Origin of the sequence: uncultured Flavobacterium sp. (genome assembly GCF_963925415.1) — a bacterium.
Lineage (GTDB): Bacteria > Bacteroidota > Bacteroidia > Flavobacteriales > Flavobacteriaceae > Flavobacterium.
The window spans coordinates 1-21,735 of the sequence record NZ_CAWUTS010000134.1 but is presented as its reverse complement, the minus strand read 5'-3'; the positions used below and the strand labels follow the sequence as shown (position 1 = coordinate 21,735).

General features: G+C 29.6%; 22 protein-coding genes and 1 other RNA gene. 11 read left to right on the top strand and 12 right to left on the bottom strand.

What is annotated here, in order from left to right; translation table 11 throughout:
* The 4 genes from pdxH to AABM47_RS10465 all read left to right on the top strand — a co-directional run.
* The coding region (gene pdxH / locus AABM47_RS10480) for a pyridoxamine 5'-phosphate oxidase (protein ID WP_338410873.1) at positions 1–461 on the top strand (461 nt) is incomplete at its 5' end.
* Between the two features lie 4 nt (positions 462–465).
* Positions 466–942 carry a phosphoglycerate mutase family protein gene (locus tag AABM47_RS10475; RefSeq protein ID WP_338410872.1) on the top strand — a complete coding sequence of 159 codons (477 nt, stop codon included), beginning with the start codon at positions 466–468 and terminating at the stop codon, positions 940–942.
* Positions 942–3,026 carry a polyphosphate kinase 1 gene (ppk1, locus tag AABM47_RS10470; protein ID WP_338410871.1) on the top strand — a complete coding sequence of 695 codons (2,085 nt, stop codon included), beginning with the start codon at positions 942–944 and terminating at the stop codon, positions 3,024–3,026. Before AABM47_RS10475 ends, ppk1 begins: the two co-directional genes overlap by 1 nt.
* An 8-nt stretch (positions 3,027–3,034) precedes the next feature.
* A complete protein-coding gene (locus AABM47_RS10465; RefSeq protein WP_338410870.1) occupies positions 3,035–3,925 on the top strand; it encodes an exopolyphosphatase in 891 nt (296 codons plus the stop codon).
* A 48-nt stretch (positions 3,926–3,973) separates the two neighbouring features.
* Here AABM47_RS10465 and AABM47_RS10460 read toward each other — a convergent pair whose 3' ends face one another.
* Positions 3,974–5,773: a DNA polymerase III subunit gamma/tau gene (locus AABM47_RS10460; protein WP_338410869.1), complete on the bottom strand. Its 1,800-nt coding sequence runs from the start codon at positions 5,771–5,773 to the stop codon at positions 3,974–3,976.
* A gap of 435 nt (positions 5,774–6,208) precedes the next feature.
* On the opposite strand from AABM47_RS10460, the gene rnpB reads away from it, so the two are divergent.
* Positions 6,209–6,540: RNase P RNA component class A (gene rnpB / locus AABM47_RS10455), an RNA gene on the top strand.
* A gap of 64 nt (positions 6,541–6,604) precedes the next feature.
* On the opposite strand, the gene dnaN is transcribed toward rnpB, so the two are convergent.
* From dnaN to AABM47_RS10430, 5 genes are all read right to left on the bottom strand, one after another.
* On the bottom strand, positions 6,605–7,723 hold the full coding sequence (gene dnaN / locus AABM47_RS10450) for a DNA polymerase III subunit beta (protein ID WP_338410868.1): 1,119 nt from the start codon (positions 7,721–7,723) through the stop codon (positions 6,605–6,607).
* A 117-nt stretch (positions 7,724–7,840) separates the two neighbouring features.
* A complete protein-coding gene (gene gldG, locus AABM47_RS10445) occupies positions 7,841–9,523 on the bottom strand; it encodes a gliding motility-associated ABC transporter substrate-binding protein GldG (protein WP_338410867.1) in 1,683 nt (560 codons plus the stop codon).
* Positions 9,523–10,248 (bottom strand): gliding motility-associated ABC transporter permease subunit GldF, encoded by a 726-nt coding sequence (gene gldF / locus AABM47_RS10440; RefSeq protein WP_338410866.1) that lies wholly within the window; start codon positions 10,246–10,248, stop codon positions 9,523–9,525. The genes gldG and gldF overlap by 1 nt, the downstream gene beginning before the upstream one ends.
* 62 nt (positions 10,249–10,310) lie before the next feature.
* Positions 10,311–10,607: an antibiotic biosynthesis monooxygenase family protein gene (locus AABM47_RS10435; RefSeq protein WP_338410865.1), complete on the bottom strand. Its 297-nt coding sequence runs from the start codon at positions 10,605–10,607 to the stop codon at positions 10,311–10,313.
* A 32-nt stretch (positions 10,608–10,639) separates the two neighbouring features.
* Positions 10,640–11,464 (bottom strand): SAM-dependent chlorinase/fluorinase, encoded by an 825-nt coding sequence (locus tag AABM47_RS10430; protein WP_338410864.1) that lies wholly within the window; start codon positions 11,462–11,464, stop codon positions 10,640–10,642.
* Positions 11,465–11,570: 106 nt separating this feature from the next.
* On the opposite strand from AABM47_RS10430, the gene AABM47_RS10425 reads away from it, so the two are divergent.
* From AABM47_RS10425 to AABM47_RS10415, 3 genes are all read left to right on the top strand, one after another.
* Positions 11,571–12,521: a PhoH family protein gene (locus AABM47_RS10425; protein ID WP_338410863.1), complete on the top strand. Its 951-nt coding sequence runs from the start codon at positions 11,571–11,573 to the stop codon at positions 12,519–12,521.
* Between the two features lie 112 nt (positions 12,522–12,633).
* Complete coding sequence (locus AABM47_RS10420; protein WP_338410862.1) at positions 12,634–13,446, top strand: SDR family NAD(P)-dependent oxidoreductase; 813 nt, start codon at positions 12,634–12,636, stop codon at positions 13,444–13,446.
* A gap of 69 nt (positions 13,447–13,515) precedes the next feature.
* Entirely contained in the window at positions 13,516–14,466 is a 951-nt protein-coding gene (locus AABM47_RS10415; protein ID WP_338410861.1) for a phosphoribosylaminoimidazolesuccinocarboxamide synthase, read from the top strand.
* A 49-nt stretch (positions 14,467–14,515) separates the two neighbouring features.
* On the opposite strand, the gene AABM47_RS10410 is transcribed toward AABM47_RS10415, so the two are convergent.
* The 5 genes from AABM47_RS10410 to AABM47_RS10390 all read right to left on the bottom strand — a co-directional run bounded on the left by AABM47_RS10410 (position 14,516) and on the right by AABM47_RS10390 (position 18,555).
* Positions 14,516–15,232 (bottom strand): head GIN domain-containing protein, encoded by a 717-nt coding sequence (locus AABM47_RS10410; protein WP_338410860.1) that lies wholly within the window; start codon positions 15,230–15,232, stop codon positions 14,516–14,518.
* A 3-nt stretch (positions 15,233–15,235) separates the two neighbouring features.
* On the bottom strand, positions 15,236–16,291 hold the full coding sequence (locus tag AABM47_RS10405) for a hypothetical protein (protein WP_338410859.1): 1,056 nt from the start codon (positions 16,289–16,291) through the stop codon (positions 15,236–15,238).
* Entirely contained in the window at positions 16,275–16,799 is a 525-nt protein-coding gene (locus tag AABM47_RS10400; RefSeq protein WP_338410858.1) for a hypothetical protein, read from the bottom strand. The genes AABM47_RS10405 and AABM47_RS10400 overlap by 17 nt, the downstream gene beginning before the upstream one ends.
* Entirely contained in the window at positions 16,789–17,340 is a 552-nt protein-coding gene (locus AABM47_RS10395) for an RNA polymerase sigma factor (RefSeq protein WP_338410857.1), read from the bottom strand. The genes AABM47_RS10400 and AABM47_RS10395 overlap by 11 nt, the downstream gene beginning before the upstream one ends.
* A gap of 126 nt (positions 17,341–17,466) precedes the next feature.
* Complete coding sequence (locus AABM47_RS10390; RefSeq protein WP_338410856.1) at positions 17,467–18,555, bottom strand: M42 family metallopeptidase; 1,089 nt, start codon at positions 18,553–18,555, stop codon at positions 17,467–17,469.
* A 100-nt stretch (positions 18,556–18,655) separates the two neighbouring features.
* Between AABM47_RS10390 and AABM47_RS10385 the strand changes: the two genes are divergently transcribed.
* Positions 18,656–19,321 carry a DUF4294 domain-containing protein gene (locus AABM47_RS10385; protein WP_338410855.1) on the top strand — a complete coding sequence of 222 codons (666 nt, stop codon included), beginning with the start codon at positions 18,656–18,658 and terminating at the stop codon, positions 19,319–19,321.
* Here AABM47_RS10385 and AABM47_RS10380 read toward each other — a convergent pair.
* Entirely contained in the window at positions 19,318–20,178 is an 861-nt protein-coding gene (locus AABM47_RS10380) for an alpha/beta hydrolase (protein ID WP_338410854.1), read from the bottom strand. The two genes, AABM47_RS10385 and AABM47_RS10380, sit on opposite strands and share 4 nt — an antisense overlap.
* A gap of 136 nt (positions 20,179–20,314) precedes the next feature.
* Between AABM47_RS10380 and AABM47_RS10375 the strand changes: the two genes are divergently transcribed.
* Both AABM47_RS10375 and AABM47_RS10370 read left to right on the top strand, forming a co-directional pair.
* Positions 20,315–21,133 carry a M48 family metallopeptidase gene (locus tag AABM47_RS10375; RefSeq protein ID WP_338410853.1) on the top strand — a complete coding sequence of 273 codons (819 nt, stop codon included), beginning with the start codon at positions 20,315–20,317 and terminating at the stop codon, positions 21,131–21,133.
* A 59-nt stretch (positions 21,134–21,192) separates the two neighbouring features.
* Positions 21,193–21,735: MFS transporter (locus AABM47_RS10370; RefSeq protein ID WP_338410852.1), on the top strand; the 543-nt coding region annotated here is incomplete at its 3' end.

The window sequence follows — 21,735 nt, the reverse complement described above, 5'->3', positions numbered from 1 at the left end:
GAGTCGTTTTGTTAAAAAGCTTCAATGACGAAGGTTTTGTTTTTTATACCAATTATGATTCAGAAAAAGGAAAGTCTATACTAAAAAACCCAAATGTATGCTTGTCGTTTTTTTGGCCGTCAATTGAACGCCAAGTAATTATAAAAGGTGTTGCAGAAAAAACAAATGCAACCACATCAAATAAATACTTTGACTCACGACCCGAGGGTAGTAAATTAGGGGCCATTGTTTCGCCACAAAGTCAAATTATACCTAATAGATTTTTTTTAGAAGAAAATTTAAAAGTACTTAAATCATCATTAGAAGGAAAAGAAATTACCAGGCCCGAAAACTGGGGAGGATTTATTATAAAACCTATTTCAATAGAATTTTGGCAAGGTCGACCAAATCGATTACACGATAGAATTAGATATTATATTAATAAAAAATCAGTATGGAATACAGAACGATTAGCACCTTAAAAAAATGATAATAACATTAATAAGACACGCAAAATCTACTTGGAAAGAGGGCGTTAAAGATCACGATAGATCTTTATCATCTCGCGGGGTTAAAGATGCCAACTTGGTGTTTGCTGATGTTTCAAGTTTTTTAACACCTTCTTCAATAATTTTAAGCAGTACATCAAACAGAACGACTCAAACAGCTAAAATATTTTCAGAATTAAACAGGGTACAATTTGATTCTATTCGGTTTAAAAAAGAATTGTATACCTTTAATACTATTGAACTTGAAAAAGTAATTAAGAAAAATAATGTTGAAAATTTAATAATTTTTGGTCATAACAACGCGATTACCGATTTTGTAAATAAATATGGTGATTATTACATTGCTAATGTACCGACTTGTGGTGTTGTGATAATTCAATTTGAAGAATTAGATACATTTTCAACAAAAAAAGGAGTTATTATAAAGACTATATTCCCTAGAGATTTAAAATAATGACAGACAATCAGATAAAAAATACATATGTTGATCGCGAAAAAAGTTGGTTAACATTTAATGCACGAGTACTTCAAGAAGCAGCCGATGAATCAGTGCCGCTTCTTGATCGACTGCGTTTTTTAGGAATTTTTTCAAATAATTTAGATGAATTTTTTAGAGTTAGATATGCCGCTATTCGCAGATTGAATGTAGAGCATAAAAACACAGAAAAAATTTTAGGGGGTATTTCTGCAGAAAAATTACTCAAAGATATTGTTGAAATTGTAATTGAAGATCAATCAAAAAGTTTGACAATATTAAATGACATTGAAGAAAAATTAGAAAAAGAAAATATTTATATCATCAATGAAAATCAATTAACTAAAGATCAAGAAATTTTTATTAAAGATTTTTTTATTCAAAAAGTAAGCCCTGCTTTATTGACTATTATGTTAAATGATTTAGAAGAATTTCCTTTACTTATTGATACATCGGGTTATTTGGCGGTTAAACTAACAATGAAATCAAACAATAATTTTAAAGTTTCTGACAAAAAAGAAATTCAATATGCTATTCTAGAAATGCCCAAAACAATTAACCGTTTTGTGGTTTTGCCTTCTTTTAATGAAAAAAAACACATCATTTTATTAGACGATGTAATTCGTTTTAACCTGCACAGTATTTTTAATGTTTTTGATTATGAATCTATTTCAGCTCATATGATTAAAATTACACGTGATGCACAATTGGAATTTGATAGTGATTTGTCTAAAAGTTTACTCGAAAAAATATCAGATTCTGTTAAAGAACGTAGAGTAGGAGAGCCTGTTCGGTTTGTGTATGATCAAGACATTGATCAAGACACCTTAAACTTTTTATTACAACGCATAAAAATTGACAGATCTGACAGTGTAATTCCTGGAGGGAGATACCACAACAGAAGAGATTACATGGATTTTCCTAATTTGGGAAGATATGATTTGTTATACAAGCAAAACGATCCTTTACCTATTCCAGGTTTAGATTTAGAAGGAAGTATTTTGACTAAAATAAAAGAAAAAGATTATTTGTTAAACACACCTTATCAGTCATTTTCTTATTTGATTCGTTTTTTAAGAGAGGCTGCTTTAGATCCTAAAGTAGTGTCTATAAAAATTACGTTATATCGTTTGGCAAGAAATTCACAAATTATAAATTCATTGATTAATGCCGCCAGAAATGGCAAAAAAGTAATTGTTCAAATCGAACTACAAGCTCGTTTTGATGAGGTAAGTAATATTAAGTACTCTGAACAAATGCAAACCGAAGGTATTCAATTAATTTTTGGTATAAAAGGACTAAAAGTGCACAGTAAAATTTGTGTTATAGAACGCAAAGAAAAAGATAAAATTAAACTTTATGGTTTTATATCGTCAGGAAACTTTAACGAAATAACGTCACGTTTTTATACCGACAACACCCTTTTTACCTATAACCAAAAAATACTTAAAGACGCCAATAAAATATTTAGCTTTTTTGATGTAAATTATCGAATTCATCGCTATAAGCACTTAATCGTTTCTCCACATTATACCCGTACACGATTTTATAAGCTAATAGATAATGAGATACGCAATGCTTTATTAGGAAAAAAGGCTTATATTAAATTAAAAATGAACAGTTTATCAGACACCAAAATGATTGATAAACTATATGAGGCAAGTAGAGGCGGAGTAAAAATTGAGTTGATAATACGAGGAATTTGTTCACTTATTCCTGGAATAAAAGACATGAGTGAAAACATTGAAGCCATCAGTATAGTTGATAATTATTTGGAACATTCTAGAACGTATATCTTTTGTAATGATCAAAATCCTTTAGTATATATTTCTTCTGCTGATTTTATGACTCGTAATCTTGACGGTAGAGTTGAAGTTACCTGTCCTATTTATGATCCAGAAATTAAAAACGAATTAATAGAGATTTTTGAAATATATTGGAAAGCCAATGTGAAATCGCGATTACACAATGAAACGTTTGAAAATAAATATCGAAATTCAGAAGGAGAAAAACCTTTTAGAGCTCAGTTAGAAATGTATAAGTATTATAGAGATAAATTGTAAAATTGCTGATGATAAATATAAAAAAATTTGCTGCAATTGATATTGGATCAAATGCGATGCGACTTTTAGTTACAAATATTGTAGAACAAAAAGACAAACAAACACAATTTAATAAAAGTGCTTTAGTTAGGGTTCCTATACGATTAGGCCAAGATGCTTTTACACTAGGATCAATTTCACAAGAAAATATAGATCGAATGTTAGATGCCTTAAAAGCGTTTAAATTGTTGATGAAGGTGCATAAAGTTGAGCAGTATAAAGTTTGTGCGACCTCGGCACTACGAGAAGCTCAGAATGCAAAAGAAATTGTTGCTTTTATTAAAGAGGAAGCTGATATAAAAATAGATATTATTGACGGAAAAATGGAAGCGGCAATTATTGCAGCATCCGATTTGAAACAATTTATTAATTCAGAAAAAACCTATCTATATGTTGACGTAGGAGGTGGTAGTACCGAATTTTCATTATTTGTTGAAGGTAAAATTATAGTTTCAAAATCTTTTAAAAACGGCACAGTTCGATTATTAAACAATATGGTTGATGATGCTGTTTGGGAGGAAATTGAAAAATGGATTAAAACTGTAACCGCAGATTATGAAGGTATTGCATTAATAGGTTCTGGAGGAAATATTAATAAGTTATTTAAATTATCAGAAAAAAATCAAGATTCACCTCTGTCTTATGTCTATTTAAGTACTCAATATCAATTGCTTAATGCGATGAGCTATGAACAACGCATCTCTGAATTAGCTTTAAACCCTGACAGAGCCGATGTTATAATACCAGCAATTCGTATTTATCTAAATGCAATGAAATGGAGCGGTGCAAGACAAATTTATGTGCCTAAAATAGGACTGTCAGACGGTATTGTTAAGGCTATGTATTATGGAAGGATATAAAATTGTGCGGTTTAGTAAATAAATTACAATACAATAAGCAGTTTTAAATTAAACATCCAATTCAAAGGTCATTCTCAAAAGTTCAATAGCTGGATTAATTTCTTTTAAACGCTCGTATTTATCTTCGGGTGTAAAAGCATATTTTTTTTCAACACTTTCATTTACATTTACATAAATTTGGATGTCATGATTATGCAATTTTCCTCGTAAATAACCCAATAAATCACCATATCCAGATAAAAATTCTTCTTTTGTGCTTTCGTTTGGTAATTCTAAAAATATACTTGTACCATTTAAATCAGGTGTATTCATTAACATATAAGTAGACATTAATTTTTTACCTGAATCTGATAAGCGTTGTGCAAATTTATTCCATAACAAAAGCATATCTGTTTCAGAAAAAGTTTCTGCAGGCAATTCTACTTGGTGTTTTAAATGTTGGTTTTGTTTGGCTTCCAATTCTTTTTTGGCACGTAAGCCTGCTAATGATAAAACTGAAACGCTGGGTTTGTTTGAAATTATTGTTTCAAGCTTACTACTATCAGAAGGTAAAAAAGGTTTGTTTTTGAGTTCAATAATAGAATCTGTTGTAGCAGTCTTTTGTTCAACTTCTGAGCTGTTTTTGGCTATTAAATTGGGGGCTTCTGTAAGCTTAACAAGTTCTTCTGTAACCTTATTACTAGCTTTTGCCAGTTGGGTATTTACCACTTTTTTAACTTCAGTAATGGAATAGGTATTGTTTTTATAATGTGAAGCAGGAATTATATATGCATCATACTTTTTTTTTTCGCCATCAAAAGTGATAGAGGCGAGTTGCATCAAACATAATTCAACCAATAAGCGTTGATTTTGACTTATTTTATAATTCAAGTCGGTTGAATTAGCAAAATCAATTCCTTTTAATAAAAAGTCTTGTGTTGCTTTTTGAGATTGTGCAGCATATAAATCTTTTGCTTGTTCTCCAGAATCTAATAAAACAAGAGTAGCTGGGTTTTGACAAACCAATAAGTCTCTAAAATGAGACGCTAAACCCGCTATAAAATGATGACCATCAAATCCTTTAGCTAAAATAGTATCATAAGCTAATAGTAAATCAGGTATGTTATTCTCTAAAATTAAATCGGTAATATTTATATAGTATTCATAATCTAGAACGTTTAGGTTTTCATAAACGGCTTGTCGGGTTAAATGCGTACCACAATATGAAACAACTCTATCAAAAATAGAAAGAGCATCTCGCATGGCTCCATCTGCTTTTTGAGCAATAACATGTAAAGCATCATCTTCAAAAGTTACACCTTGCTCAGTTGCAATTTCTTTTAAATGTTCTTTAGCATCGCTAATGGTAATTCGCTTGAAATCAAAAATTTGACACCGCGATAATATGGTAGGTATTATTTTATGTTTTTCGGTCGTTGCCAAAATAAAAATGGCATGTTTTGGTGGCTCTTCTAGCGTTTTTAAAAATGCATTAAAGGCTGCAGATGAAAGCATATGAACCTCATCTACAATATATACTTTATATTTTCCGGTTTGTGGAGGTATTCTAACTTGGTCAATAATATTTCTAATATCATCAACACTATTATTTGATGCCGCATCTAATTCAAAGACATTAAATGAAAAGTCTTCAAGTGGATCATCATATCCTTCTTGATTTATTTTTCGAGCAAGTATTCGTGCACATGTAGTTTTACCAACACCTCTGGGACCTGTAAAAAGAAGCGCTTGTGCTAAATGATTGTTTTCTATGGCATTAAGAAGCGTATTAGTAATAGCTTTTTGTCCTACAACATCCTTAAATGTTTGTGGACGATATTTTCGTGCTGATACTATAAATTGTTCCATAGGGTTGTAATGTTTAACAAATATATAATTTAATATTTTAATTTCTAAGTTTTAAATTATTCAATATAATAAATCTAGATTTTAACTTAATTTCACAAAGTTTTAAAATAATTATGTTTAATTATGATGTGTTTTTATAGAATTAATTTTATGCATTTTAAAAATAATGTTTCAGTTGTAATGATGGATTATAATACTCTATTCGAATTGATAAAGAGGGCTATAGATTCTGAATTAAATCAAGACTTTAATAATTAAGAGTTGATCGTTATCGATGATGGGAGTAACAACAATACTTATAATGAAATTTTAAATTATACATGGAAAAGCTGTATAAACAAAGTTTGAAGAATACGAAAATAGTTTATCGTACTGGTTTCAACTTAAATAGAACGGGTCTTTTAAAAATTTATAGTTTAATATAAGTACATTTGCAGTGCAGACCGCCTTATCGTCTTTTTAATTTATTAAAAGGGAGGAAAGTCCGGACACCAAAGAGATGCATAGCGGGTAACACCCGTCGTTTCGTTTATTCGAAAAAGGACAAGTGCAACAGAAAGTATGTACAGATAATGCTGTAGTGAAACCAGGTAAACTCTATGCGGTGAAATGTCAAGTATATCAACTCCTCCTAATTCGTTAGGATAAGGGCTTCTCGTTCGATGTTGAAGGGTAGACAGCTAGAATTGCGTAGCAATGCGTAATCAAGATAAATGATAAGGCTCCGTTTACGGAGACAGAATCCGGCTTATAGGTCTGCATTTTTTATTTAGAAACAAAAAAAAGCCATAGATCAATTGATTTATGGCTTTTTTAGTATTTTTATTTTTTTTAGTTGTTCAACATAACAGGCATAACCAGCATAGTTACTGTTTCACCTGAATCTAAACCGTCAATAGGTGTTAATATACCTGCACGATTTGGCATTGACATTTCCAATTGAATCTCATCTGATGTAAGGTTTGTTAACATTTCCAATAAAAATCTAGAGTTAAACCCTATTTGAATGTCATCTCCATGATAATCACAGGTTAAGCGCTCATCTGCTTTGTTTGAGTAATCAATGTCTTCAGCAGAAATATTTAATTCAGTACCCGCAATTTTTAATCTAATTTGGTGGGTAGTTTTATTAGCAAAAATAGCCACACGTCGAACAGAGTTTAAAAATTGAACTCTATTGATAATTAATTTATTTGGATTTTCTTTTGGAATAACAGCTTCATAATTTGGGTATTTTCCGTCAATTAATCGGCACATTAAAATGTAATTTTCTAATGAAAATGTAGCATTTGAATCATTGTATTCAATTTTTACATCTTCATTTGTAGCGCCTAAAATTCCTTTTAAAATGTTCAAAGGTTTTTTTGGCATAATAAAATCGGCCACTTGAGTTGCTACCACATCTGTTCTAGCATACTTAACTAATTTATGAGCATCAGTAGCAACAAATATTAAACTTTGTGGTGAAAATTGAAAAAACACACCGCTCATTACGGGTCTTAAATCATCATTTCCAGCTGCAAAAATTGTTTTGTTGATTGCAGTAGATAGAACATCAGCAGGTATAAGTGTAGTTGAAGGATCCTCTAAAGCTAATAATTTTGGAAATTCATCTCCTGGTGCATAAGCTAGTGCATATTTACCTGAATTGGAACTTATTTCTACTGTGTTGTTCGCTTCAACAGTAAAAGTTAAGGGTTGCTCAGGAAAAGTTTTTAAGGTTTCTAGTAACAATTTTGCTGGTAAGGCAACACTTCCAACACTTTTTGAATCAATTTCTAAAGTAGCTGTCATGGTGGTTTCTAAATCTGAGGCAGAAACTTTTAGTGAATTATTATCTAATTCAAATAAAAAATTATCTAAAATAGGCAATGTATTACTGTTGTTAATAACGCTGCCTAAAACTTGTAATTGCTTTAATAAATAAGAGCTTGATACTATAAAATTCATCTTCTTTTGTTTTTAAAAATCCATATTGAAATCATGGTTTACAAATATAATTTTAAATTTTGAAATTACAATCTTTTTTCAAAATTCAATAGCAATAGATTTTTTGATTATAATTGATTAGTTAGCGTATTTTCGTTTTCTTAAATAAGTAAAAATGAATCCAAAAACGCCTAAAATTAATAAAGGTAATCCAATACTTATCCATTGTGCAAATGCATAGTTTTCATAAACTTTTTCTTTATCTAATAAAGGTATATCTACATCTTTACTCCTAATGTTTATTAATCCATTATCATCTAACAAGTAGTTGACACAGTTTAATAAAAACTCTTTATTACCGTAAAGCTGATTGGTAAATTTATCAAAACCAAGCTCCATCGGATAGCCATTTTTATCCAATTGGTTTTTAATAACATCACCGTCAGAAATAAAGATCATTTTAGAATTTAAGTTTGTATCCCTAAATTTTGGATCCTTAATTGGCAGTACTCTATTTTTATAAACGGATTTAAATTTTCCTTCTAATAAAACGGCTACAGGTAATAAGCCACCATTTGGATAATCTGTTGGCTTTGTTTTTTCGGTAACGATATCTAAACTTATAGGAACTGGTGTTCCAATGGGTTTAGAATATTGAGAGCTTGAAAGCAAGACCGTTTTTTTAATATCATTTTTTAAAAGTTCAATAGGATTGGCAAAATCAAATTTTATGCCTTCCATGTTTTTAACTATAGGGTTGTTAGAAGTAGTATAAATAAAAGGTGAAAAACGCCATATAAACTCTTGATATTGTGTTTGACTTCCTTCATTTCCAGTTGCTAGTTTTATAGTAGTAGCCTGTTCGTCTTTGATTAATTGACCGTTTACACGTATGCCATACTGAAACAACTGATCGGTTAAATTTAAATCTAAAGGATAGGCTAGTATATAAGGCTGAGTATACAAGCTATCCATATCAGCTTTAACGGCATCAATCATCCACAGTGTTTTTCCTCCGCTTATAATAAATTGATCTAAAACTTGTTTTTCTTGATCAGAAAAAGCTTCTGTAGGTTTTGCTAGAATAACTAAATCATATTTTTGAATTTCGTCTAAGGTTTCTAGCGGTTTATTTGCCACAGAATCTAATGTGAATTTTCCAACAAAATAACTTTCTCTTACTGTTTTTAAAAAGTCGGCTATATATTGATCTTCTAGTTCTCCATTACCTTTTAAAATTGCAATTTTCTTTTGTTTTTCTTTTGATATTTTATGCAAAGCATCTGCAAAGGCAAATTCTAAATGCTGAACGGAACTGATTACTTTTTGCTCAGTAGTGGTACCCATTAGGTTTTTTAGTAATGAAATTTTTGTAGTTTTATCTCCATAACGAGCAATTGCCCATGGCCAAACAACTTCTTGTGATTGTTTTCCTTTATCCTCAACAGTTATGTTTAAAGGCATCATGCCACGTTCATAGAAACTCTTCATGATTGCAACCCGGTTCTCTTCTTTATCAACAGGGTTTTCAAATTGAAAAATAATATTAGGGTTATAAGCCTTAAATTCTTCTAATAGTTGTTTGGTTTCGTTTTGAAGTCTTTTAAATTCTGCAGGAAAATTACCATCTAAATATACATCAATGTACAATGGAGAATCGATAGGTTTTATAATGTTTAGAGTAGCTTTTGACAAAGTATATCGTTTGTCTTTAGTTAAATCAAATCGTTTAAAAAAATAATTTCCAAAAATGTTTATAGCCAGTAACAACCCAACAAGTATCAAGAATTGTTTACTATTGTTTTTATGATTTGCTGCCATTATTTTTTTAATGATTTAAGTTGATAAACTGTTGCTGCTAAAAATAAAATAGTAAGGCTACCAAAATATAAAACATCGCGTGTATCAATTACACCACGACTCATGCTTTTAAAATGATAATCCATTCCAAAAGAAGCAACTAAATCATGAAATTCAACCATGAAATTTGAAATTCCTTCAAAACCAAAATAAAAAAAGAAACATAGAAAAACAGAACCAATAAAGGCAACAATTTGGTTTTCAGATAAAGTAGAAGTAAATATGCCAATAGCGGTGTACGATGCCATTAAAAATAAGAGCCCAAAATAAGAGCCCATGGTACTTCCTAAATCAATATTACCTTGTGGATTTCCAAAATAAGAAATTAGAAATACATATAATAGCGTAGGAATAATTGCTATAATAATCAATAGAAAAGCACCAAAAAATTTTCCGTTTACAATTTCCAAAAGCGATAATGGTTTGGTGAACAGTAACTCAATAGTTCCTTGTTTTATTTCATCTGAAAAACTACGCATAGTTACAGCAGGAATTAAAAATATTAAAATCCAAGGAGCTAATTTAAAAAAAGGACTCATATCTGCAAACCCTGAATTTGGAATGTTAAAATCTCCTTCAAAAACCCATAAAAAAAGGCCGTTTAGCACCAAAAATAATGCGATAACTAAATAACCAATAGGTGTGCCAAAAAAAGATTTTATTTCTCTTATAAGTAATGCTTTCATTTATTTTTAATCGTTTATTTTTTATGGTTACAAATGTACGAATGTCGTTTAAAAAATGACACTCATGGTAGTGAAACTAGTTTGTCTAAACTCCATGCTTCTGCCTTATCGCTAAATAACGATTTGGTAAATTTCCACACAGAACCAAACAGTTCTGAATTTCTGTAATTATTTAAAGCAGTTTCGTTTTCCCAATAACTATATGTAAAAAAAATACGAGGATCATTTTTATCTTGATATAATTCAAGAAAACAATTTCCTTCAAAATTTCGAATGTGAACTTTCACCTCTTCAAAGTTTTTAAGAAATGCATCTATTTTATTTTCTTGGAAACGCATTTTTACAATTCGTACAAACATGTTTTTTTTGTTTTTTTGGTAAAAGTAAAAGCTTATTTAAATTTTATTGAAACAACATCTCTAAATTTTAATCCCAATAATGAAGTGGCAGATCCAACAGTTGAGGGGTTTCCATTGTAAATAGCAATTTCTAAATACCCAGCCTCATTAAAAACAGCTAAATATTCACCTTCAAAATCTTTTAATGTTTTAGTTGTCGAATATTTAAAATCAGAATATCGATTGCTTATTCGTTTAATGCTTTTATTTTTAAATTTTATTTCAAAATTTCTATTTTTTACAATTTCGCTAAATATTTTTCTAGTAATGTTAGTAACACAGTTACCAAAACTATCAATATAAATAACACTTCCTTTTATTTCTTCTAACGATTCGCTGACAACAACTTGAAAAGTATTTATATCTCTTAACGTTGTTATTTCTTTTGCTATTACATTAACGACTCCACCTTTTGCTATATGACTAGCGGCGGTTGCAAAAACGTTCATGTCAGAAGCGTCTGTTAAGCGGTCATGTATGTTAATTTCTGCTATTTTTTGTGCTTTTTTTTTATGCAGTAATGCATTTAAAATGCCGTTATCTGCCGCAATAAAATATTGATCTTCCCATTGCATAATTATGTGCTCAACTCCTTCAGTTCGTTCTGTATTTACACAAATTATATGCACGGTGTTTTTTGGAAAACTATGATAAGCAGCACCAATAACGTAACTTGCTTCAAAGATATTGAAATAATCAATTTCATGAGAAATATCTACAATTTTAGCTTCTAAAAATTGAGATAATATTTTCCCTTTTAAAGCTCCTACAAAATGGTCTTTGTATCCAAAATCAGAAGTTAGGGTAATTATTGACATATTATTGTTTATAACTTAAATTATAATAAGTTTATTTTTTTTCTTAAATTTGAATACAAAGTTAATGAAATTTAATGTATCAAAAATAATCTAAAAATATAAGCCATTGAACGAAAGAATTATTGAATTAATCGACATAGCACCAAAAGACTTTTGGGGAACACAAGATGCTAATTTTGAATCTATTAAAAAATATTATCCAAAACTTAAAATAGTTGCAAGAGGTACTATTTTAAAAGCCTACGGAGAAGAAGAGGTTTTAAATGAATTTGAAACCCGTTTTAGAAGATTAATGCAGCATTTTTCTAGATATAATAGAATTGATGACAATGTTATACTTCGTGTTCTTGAAAGTGATTCACAAGAATTGCAGGTTATGGATAATAAAGATAAAATTTTGGTGCATGGAATTGGTGGAAAATTAATAAAAGCCATGACGCCTAATCAGCAAAAATTAGTTGATTTAGTAAATAAAAATGATATGGTTTTTGCTATAGGTCCGGCCGGTACTGGAAAAACCTATACAGGAGTTGCTATGGCTGTTAAAGCGTTAAAAGAGAAGCAAGTAAAACGCATAATTTTAACCAGACCCGCAGTTGAAGCAGGAGAAAACTTGGGGTTTTTGCCAGGAGACATGAAAGAAAAATTAGATCCCTATATGCAGCCATTGTATGACGCATTGCGTGACATGTTGCCTCCTCAAACCCTAGAAGATTACATGTTAAAAGGTATTATTCAAATTGCACCATTAGCTTTTATGAGGGGCCGAACATTAGATCATGCTTTTGTTATTTTAGATGAAGCCCAAAACACAACCCACAATCAAATGAAGATGTTTTTGACTCGAATGGGAAAAAACGCTAAATTCATTATTACAGGAGATCCTGGGCAAGTAGATTTGCCAAGACGAACAATATCAGGTTTAAGAGAAGCTGTTTTGATATTAAAAGATGTTGAAGGTATAGGAATTATATTTTTAGACGATAAAGATATTGTACGACACAAATTGGTCAAAAAAGTAATTGAAGCATATAAAAGTATAGAGAACATAGATTAATAAAATAACGAGAATAAAGCTACAAAAAATAATTATTTCCTATAAGAATTACTTAAAATGACAGTTTTCAATAATTTATTGTATTTTGCGAAATATAATAATTCAAAAAACATTGAAAACGGTTCTAATAACTGGTGCATCAGGAGGTTTAGGAAACTTAACATCTTTACTATTTGCAAAAAGAGGCTGGCTTGTTATTGCCACTATTCATCATTTAGACCTAATTGAGGGTTTCGAGACACATTCAAATATAAAATACTACATTATAGATGTAACTTCTTTTGAAAGCATAGAAAAGGCTAAAAACGAGATTTTAAAAGAATACAAAACTATTGATGTAATAATTAACAATGCAGGAAAAGGATATAGAAGTTTTGTAGAACTTTCTTGCGATAAAGAAATAGATTCTATAATCAATGTTAATTTGTTAGGAGTAATCAAAATTTGCAGGGCATTTATTCCAACTTTTAGGACTCAAAATTACGGTCAATTTATTAATATTACATCTGTTGCAGGTTTGGTAAACCTACCGTTAGGAAGTTTTTATCATTCAACTAAACAAGCAGTAGAAAGCTTTTCTGAATGCATGTCATACGAATTGTCTGATTTTAACATCAGTGTGTGTACGGTTCAATTTGGAAATGTACCTACAGATTTTCAAAAAAATGTTGTTAAATCTCAGATTTCTGAAATTAAGCATTACAACATTATGATGAATAAAATTAATGCTTTTTTAGAAAAAAAAACATGTAAAAACATACATTTATTAGATCATATTTTAGAAAAACTGTATACTATTGCAGAAAACCCAAACAAAAGTTATAGAAAATATACAATTGGTTTTGATGCAAATTGCATAAAATATTTGAGAAGACTTTTAGGGTATCGTATTTTTAATTTTGTGGTTAAAAAGAAGATTTTGTAATAAAAAAAATCTCTTTGAAAATAAGTGAATTAAGATTACTTTTGCTCAATAAATAAAAGATTACTTTTAATGAACACAATAACTACTACCCAATTTAATTTTCCAAAACAAAAATCAGTTTACCACGGAAAAGTTAGGGAGGTTTATAACATCAATGATGACTTATTAGTTATGGTTGCTACAGATAGACTTTCGGCTTTTGATGTGGTTTTACCAAAAGGTATTCCATATAAAGGTCAAATTTTAAACCAAATTGCTACAAAATTTATGGAGTTAACCTCTGATATTGTTCCTAATTGGTTATTAGCGACACCAGACCCTAGCGTTGCTGTGGGGTATTTATGTGAGCCTTTTAAAGTAGAAATGGTTATTCGTGGTTACTTAGCGGGGCATGCCGCTAGAGAATATGCTGAAGGAAAAAGAACGCTTTGTGGTGTTGCTTTATCTGAAGGACTAAAAGAAAATGATAAATTACCCGAACCTATAATTACACCTTCAACAAAAGCTGACAATGGTGCACATGATGAAGATATTTCTCGTGAAGATATTTTGTCAAATAAAATTGTGAGTGAAGCAGATTATCTTATTTTGGAACAATACACCAAAGCTTTATTTGAAAGAGGAACAGAAATTGCCGCTTCTAGAGGTTTAATTTTAGTAGATACAAAATACGAATTTGGAAAAACGATAGACGGTCAAATTGTATTGATAGACGAAATTCATACACCAGATTCTTCTCGGTATTTTTATACAGAAGGCTATCAAGATCGTCAAGATAGAGGAGAAGCTCAAAAACAATTATCTAAAGAATTTGTTCGTCAGTGGTTAATTGCCAATGGTTTTCAAGGAAAAAACGGGCAACAAATTCCAGAAATGACAGACGCATATATTGAAACAGTATCTGATCGATATATTGAATTATACGAAAAAATTATGGCTGAAAAATTCGTAAAAGCAGACATTTCAAATATACACGAACGCATAGAACAAAATGTTTTGATTTATTTACAAAACAAATAAAATAAAGAAAGCTCCAATTTATAATTGGAGCTTTCTTTTAAATACTAGTTTAATATTCAGAGATATCTCCCGAACCTATAATAGATTTTTCAGTCACTTTAGGATTTTTTTTGTATTCAATTAAACCACTTCCAATTACTTTAGCAATTAATGTGTTGGTACAATCAACTTTTATATTGCCAGAGCCCGTAAGATTAATTTTTGCGTTTTGAGTTGTTAAATTTGAAAGATTTAATGTGCCAGATCCTATAAGTTTTCCATTTAATTCTTTAGTTTTACCTGAAATATTTAAAACTCTGGAGCCTGTTAAATCTATTGTTAAGTTTTCTGTATTGATATCAAGATCAACCTTACCAGAACCTAAAAACTTTACCTCAAGATCAGTTGTGTTAATGGTGTTTATGGTTTTAAGTTCTCCAGAGCCAATATATATAAGAGCGCTAATTTTTTCAAAAGGCACTGTAATTATAATGTCTGATGTGTAAGAATAAGTTTTATTCTTTTTTAAGTGAATGTTTAAGGTGTTGTTTTTAACTTCTGCTTCTATATGAGAAATTATATTTTCATCGCCTTTAATAGTTATGTTTCCTTCTTTTCCAGCAACTAATTCTACTTTAAACGATCCACTGACACTAATTTTATCATATGAAGTGGTTGTTTTTGTAACACTCGTTTGAATACCAGATTCTTTAATTTGTTTTTTCCAAATTTGCGCTTGGGCAAATGAAACACTTAATAGTGCTAAAGCTAATGCAATTTTTTTCATAATTTATTTAGTTAAAAGTTGAATATTTCCAAAGTTATTTATAATCTCTATTTTAGATTTACCCTCATTTAAGTGATAACCTTTTAAAGATTTTAAAGTATTTTTTATATACTTGTCAGTATAATTAATTCCAAAAGCATCTTTAAATGAGCCGTATTTTAATTCCAATTGAATATCAAATGCATAATTGGGTGGACCTGTAATTTTAGAATTAGTATGATTTCCTACAATAGAAATTAATTTTGTATTATTATCTGCTTCCATTTGAATGTCACTATAATTGGTTTTTATAGTTGTTAAATTTCCAATTTTCCCTAATTTTAAGTTTAGATAGTTTCCAATAATTATAGATTTTAAAATAATTAAGGCTTTTACATTTGTATAGTTAGATGTTAAGTTGAGATCTCCAATAGATTGAAAATTGAATGTATTGTAATTTCCGTCTATATTAATTTGATTGCATTTTGGAATTTCTAAATCTGAATATTGACTATTTAAATTTAATTTGTCAATACTCTTAATGATTGAGTTTTGTGAATAAGAAACTTTAAGATTATTTGATTTTCCATTTAATTCTCCTAAAAATAAATTTCCATATTTACAATCGACTGTAAGGTCTCCGTTAAGTTTTTCTATTGAAATATCTCCGTATTTATTAGTTAAATCGGCATTTCCGTTTTTAGGAATTTTTATGATATAATTAATTTCATAGCTTAAGTTATTTTTTCTTTGTGTACTTTTTCCGTTTATCTCGGTTATTGCAGAAATACGATTTGAAGATGCTTTAAAAAGAACATCAATTTCATTTAATCTCTCAACAACTTTTTTTTCATTGTTTCCTGAAACTTTAATAGTTACTTGAATAGAAATTTTATTTTCATCCCACAAATACACATTTACATTGCCATAGGAGTTCGAAACTTTAATAGATGCATTAGAGTTAACATCATAAGTTTTTGATATGATTTTCTGTTTATTAAAATCGATATTTCTTTCTGAAGCTAATACAAACAGCGGAATTAGTAGAAATAGTGAAATTATTTTAAATAATTTGTTCATGTTTATTAGTTTTAATTTTATTAATTTGTTCAACTTGAATGAACACGTTTTTAATGAAAGAAATTCGGGTTTGCATATTGGTTATCATAGCAAAAATAATTTGCTTGTTTTCACCATTTTTTTCGACTTCTTTTTTTAAGTCTTCATAATCTTTTTCAAGTACTTCCATTTCTTTTAGAGCATCTTCGATAATAATTATTGTTTGAGGGTTTTTATTTTTTTTTAAATTTTTTAATTCAGAATTAATTACCGATGAAAAATAGTCTTGATTTTGCTGAACTTGTAGCGATAATTCAACTTCTGAATCCAAATTAAAAGTATTGAAAAACATAATTCCAAAACCGAAAATTAGAGCAGCAGCTATAGATAAAGAAATCCATAATTGCTTATTTTTTTTTGGTTTTTGAGTTTTAAGTTTTAACAAAAAACGATTTTTATGTCCACTATTTGGTTCATCTAAATCCCAATTCAAATGGTTTTTAAAAATTTGATCTATATTATTTTTCATAAGCATTTAATTTTTTTCTCAAACTTGCCTTAGCTCTACTCATTGTTGTTCTACAATTCTCATTAGAAATATTTAAAATCGTTGAAATTTCTTCTAAATCGTATCCTTCAATAAAAGATAGAGTTAATATGATTTTATAACTGTTTTTTAAACTTTGCATAGTTTTGATTATTTCTTCAGCTTTCAATTTGTTCCATAAAACCGCTTCATTTTCATTCGTTTCTATTATTTCAGCTACTTCATTTAAACTATCAAATTGATATGTGTTTAATTTTTTAAATTCATTAATACTCGTATTTATCACTATTTTTTTTAACCAAGCACCAAAAGACACATTGCCACTATAAGAATCTAATTTCATAAAAGCTTTTAAAAAGCTATCCTGCATTATTTCTTCCGCCAATGTTTTATCATTAATAATTCGGATAGCCACATTAAACATCGCTTTATAATACATGTTATAAAGTTTTAGTTGTGCTTTTTGATTATTTTCTTTGCATTGCTGCAACAAAATCGCTATTTCAGAATTATGATTTTTCAATTTGGATATTAAATTCATCTATTATAAAGACAATACTTTTTTTTAATTGTTACAGTTTGGTTTTATTAAAACAAAAAAATCCGAATAAAGATTCGGATTTTTGATAGTAAATTAACATGATTTTGATTATTTAAAATAAGAAAAAGACTCATTGTTTTCTATTTTTAACAAAGTTTCATAAATCAATTTAATTACGTTTTCTACATCTTCTCTATGAACCATTTCAACAGTTGTATGCATATAGCGTAGGGGTAACGAAATCAATGCAGAAGCCACACCACCATTACTGTAAGCAAAAGCATCAGTATCGGTTCCTGTAACACGAGATGAAGCATTTCTTTGAAAAGGAATGCTATTAGCAACTGCAGTATCCACAATCATCTCGCGCAAAATATTTTGCGTAGCTGGTGCGTAAGCAATAACAGGCCCTTTGCCCATTTTTAAATCACCTTCTATTTTTTTATCAATCATAGGTGTATTGGTATCGTGACAAACATCAGTAACAATAGCAACATTTGGTTTAATGCTTTGAGTAATCATTTCGGCACCACGAAGACCAATTTCTTCTTGAACTGAATTTACAATATATAAACCAAATGGTAGTGTTTTTTTATTTTCTTTTAATAATCGAGCCACTTCTGCAATCATAAAACCACCCATTCTGTTATCTATAGCACGACAAATAAATTTGTTTTCATTTAGTATTTCAAAACCATCAGGATAGGTAATTACACAGCCTACATGCACTCCTAGAGCTTCTACTTGCTCTTTAGTTTCGCATCCACAATCAATAAAAATATTATCAATACGAGCTGGTTCTTCTTTAGATTTATTTCGGGTGTGAATGGCTGGCCAGCCAAATACACCTTTAACAATTCCTTTTTTGGTATGAATATGAACACGTTTTGATGGTGCAATCATATGATCACTTCCTCCATTTCTGATTACATAAATAAAACCATCATCTGTAATGTAATTTACATACCAAGAAATTTCATCAGAATGACCTTCAATAACTACTTTATATTGAGCATCTGGATTAATGATTCCAACAGCCGTACCATAGGTATCAGTAGTAAAAGTATCTACATAAGGCTTTAAATAGTCCATCCAAATCTTTTGACCTTCAGATTCGTAACCAGTTGGAGATGCATTGTTTAAGTATTTTTCTAAAAAAGTTAGCGAAGCTTTGTTTAATATAGAAGTTGAATTCATAAAGTTTTTTTTGCTAAATTAAGAATAACTAAATTAAATTTCACATTTATTCTTTATTTTTGGTCTGTTATTTGATTCAACCAAAACAAATAATATTCATATGAAAAAAATAATAACCACCATATCTGTTTTTTTATTTTATTGTTCTTTTGCACAAGAAATAGATTCAATTGTTACCACAACGGATACCATCAGGTTTAAAATTGAATTGGATGAGATTATTTTGACCAATAAAGGCTCTTTTACGTTAACAGAAGAACAAAAAAGATTGGCCATTTTAAAACGAAGAGTATACAGAACTTATCCATTTGCCAAATTAGCTTCTGAAAAATTAGTTGCTATGAATGGAGTAATGGCTACGCTAAAAACGGATAAAGAAAAAAAGAAATATTTTAAAATAGTTGAAAAATATTTAACACATGAATTTGAAGCTAAATTAAAAAAATTATCTCGAAAAGAAGGACAAATATTAGTCAAGTTAATCAACAGACAAACCGGAATGACTACTTTTGAATTGATAAAAGATTTAAAAAGCGGTTGGAAGGCCTTTTGGTCAAACAGCACAGCTAAACTATTTGAAATAAATCTAAAAAAAGAATACAAGCCCTATACAAATATAGAGGATTTTAATATCGAAAGTATACTATTAACTGCTTTTGAAAATCATACATTAGCCATGCAACAAGCAAAAGAGCCCATAAATTTAGAAAAATTAATTGCGATTTGGAAAATTAAAGCAGAAGAGATGAAAGCGCATTCAAATTAATTTAAAAAGCGCAAGATTTCATTAATTACAACTTCACTGGCTAGTATTTTTCGATGTCCTAAATGATTCGTAGCAAATAAAACACTGTTTTTTGAATGTTTATGAATGTTTTCGGCACAATAAAATGGCACTTCATCATCATTTTTATCATGAATTAATAATAAAGGACATTCTAAATTTTGTATGGCATGAAATGAGTCGTAATCGCTCATTTTTTGATTTAATGTACTTTCAAAATAATGAATTAATTTTGGTGTTATACTTTGCTTTAATTGCAACTGTTTTATAAACTCTATTGCTATATCTGATATTTTATCAGCAGCACCAATAGTAATTATTTTATTTGTTTTAAAACCTCTTTTTGAAGCATTTAAAATAGCTACGCCACCAATAGAATGCCCAATAGTAACTTCAAATGGGCCAAATTTTTTATCTAATTCCAATATAGACTTCATAAATTCGGGCATTAATGACGTTTTACTTTCTGACTTTCCGTGTGCAGGAGCATCAAAACTTAAAACGCTGTAGCCTTTATCAATTAAAGCATCTGCTATTTTATACATTTGAGTTCCTCTTCCAGACCATCCATGGACTATTAATGCTTTTTTTTCTCCTTTACCATAATGATACACGTTAATTTTTTTATTTAAGGCAGGTATCATAAACAGCTCTTGAATGCTGTTTTTTTTCATTTCAAATTCTCTTTTTGGCGCCTTATATTTTATAGGTGTTGTAAATAGTTTTACAACAAATTTTACAGTTAAACTTGAGGATAAGAACTGTAAAATTTTACCTGTATAAATAATCATTTTAGGAATTTCGATTGCTTTGTTTTTTTTAGAAGAAATCTGTGTCATTGTGAATTATTAAGAAGTGCAAATTTATAATATTTAAAGTACTTTTTGAACCCTTTGTCGATAAATGAGTAAATAAGTTTTAGGCATTGTTATTGCATACTAATTTTTGAAGTAAATTTGTATTATAAAAAAAATTATGAATAATAAAGTTAAAATAAGTTTAGCACTTGTGTTTTTATTGTTAGTTGCTTGTGCAAAAAATCCTTTTACAGGAAAAAAAACAATGGCATTTGTTCCAAATAGTGAAATTTTTCCAACTGCCTTTCAACAATACGATCAATTTTTAACAGAAAACAAAGTAGTTAAAGGCACTATTGATGCAAAAAGAATAGAATCAATTGGCATGAAAATTAAAACAGCAGCAGAGCGTTATTTAGTAGCTAATGGCAATGCAGGATATTTAAAAGATTACAAATGGGAATATAATTTAGTAGATGATGCATCCATTAATGCCTGGTGTATGCCAGGGGGTAAAATTGTTTTTTACACAGGAATTTTACCGGTTTGTAAAGATGATGCTGGCATAGCAGCTGTTATGGGTCATGAAGTTGCTCATGCTTTAGCAAATCACGGACAACAACGAATGAGTGCAGGAATGTTTCAACAAGTTGGCCAAGTAGGTTTAGCGGTAGCGGTAGGTAATAAAGACCCACAAACGCAATCTTTGATAATGCAGGCTTATGGCATCGGTTCACAATTAGGTGGCATGTTGCCTTTTAGTCGTTCTCATGAAAGCGAAGCAGATATGATAGGTATATATTTAATGGCAATTGCGGGTTATCATCCTTCTAATGCCGTACAGGTATGGGAGCGTATGTCTCAAAACTCAAACGGTAATGAACCATCAGAAATATTAAGTACACACCCCAGTAACGCAAGTCGAATTCAAAATTTATCAGCTTTAGTTCCACAAGCAATTTTAGAAGCAGCTAAATTTGGTGTTACTTTTAAATAGTTCAATATAAAAATGTATATTCGAAGTCTCATTTTAATGGGACTTTTTTAATATACAGTATGAAAATTTTAGAAAAAGGAAACACAAAACTAGGCACGGCTTGGGCTTTTTATGATTGGGCAAATTCGGTTTATAATTTAGTTATTTCTTCAGCCATATTTCCTATATATTATGGCGCTTTGTTTAAATTAAAAGGAATATCTACTGTTCTTGTTTTTGGATATAATATAAAAAAAACAGCCTTAATAATCCTTGTGACCGCTTTTGCTTTTTTAGTAGTTGCACTTATTTCACCATTGCTTTCTGGGATTGCAGATTTTGCAGGAAATAAAAAAAGATTTATGCAATTTTTTTGTTATTTAGGCGCATTATCATGTATTGGCTTATCCTTTTTTACATTAGAAAATTTAACTTTTGGAATTTTTTGTTTCTTCTTTGGATTAGTTGGTTTTTGGGGAAGCTTGGTTTTTTATAATTCGTATTTACCCGATATAGCTTTTCCAGAACAGCAAGACAAATTAAGTGCAAAAGGGTTTTCCTTAGGTTATATTGGAAGTGTTATTTTATTGGTTTTTAATTTATCGATGGTCATGAAGCCCGAA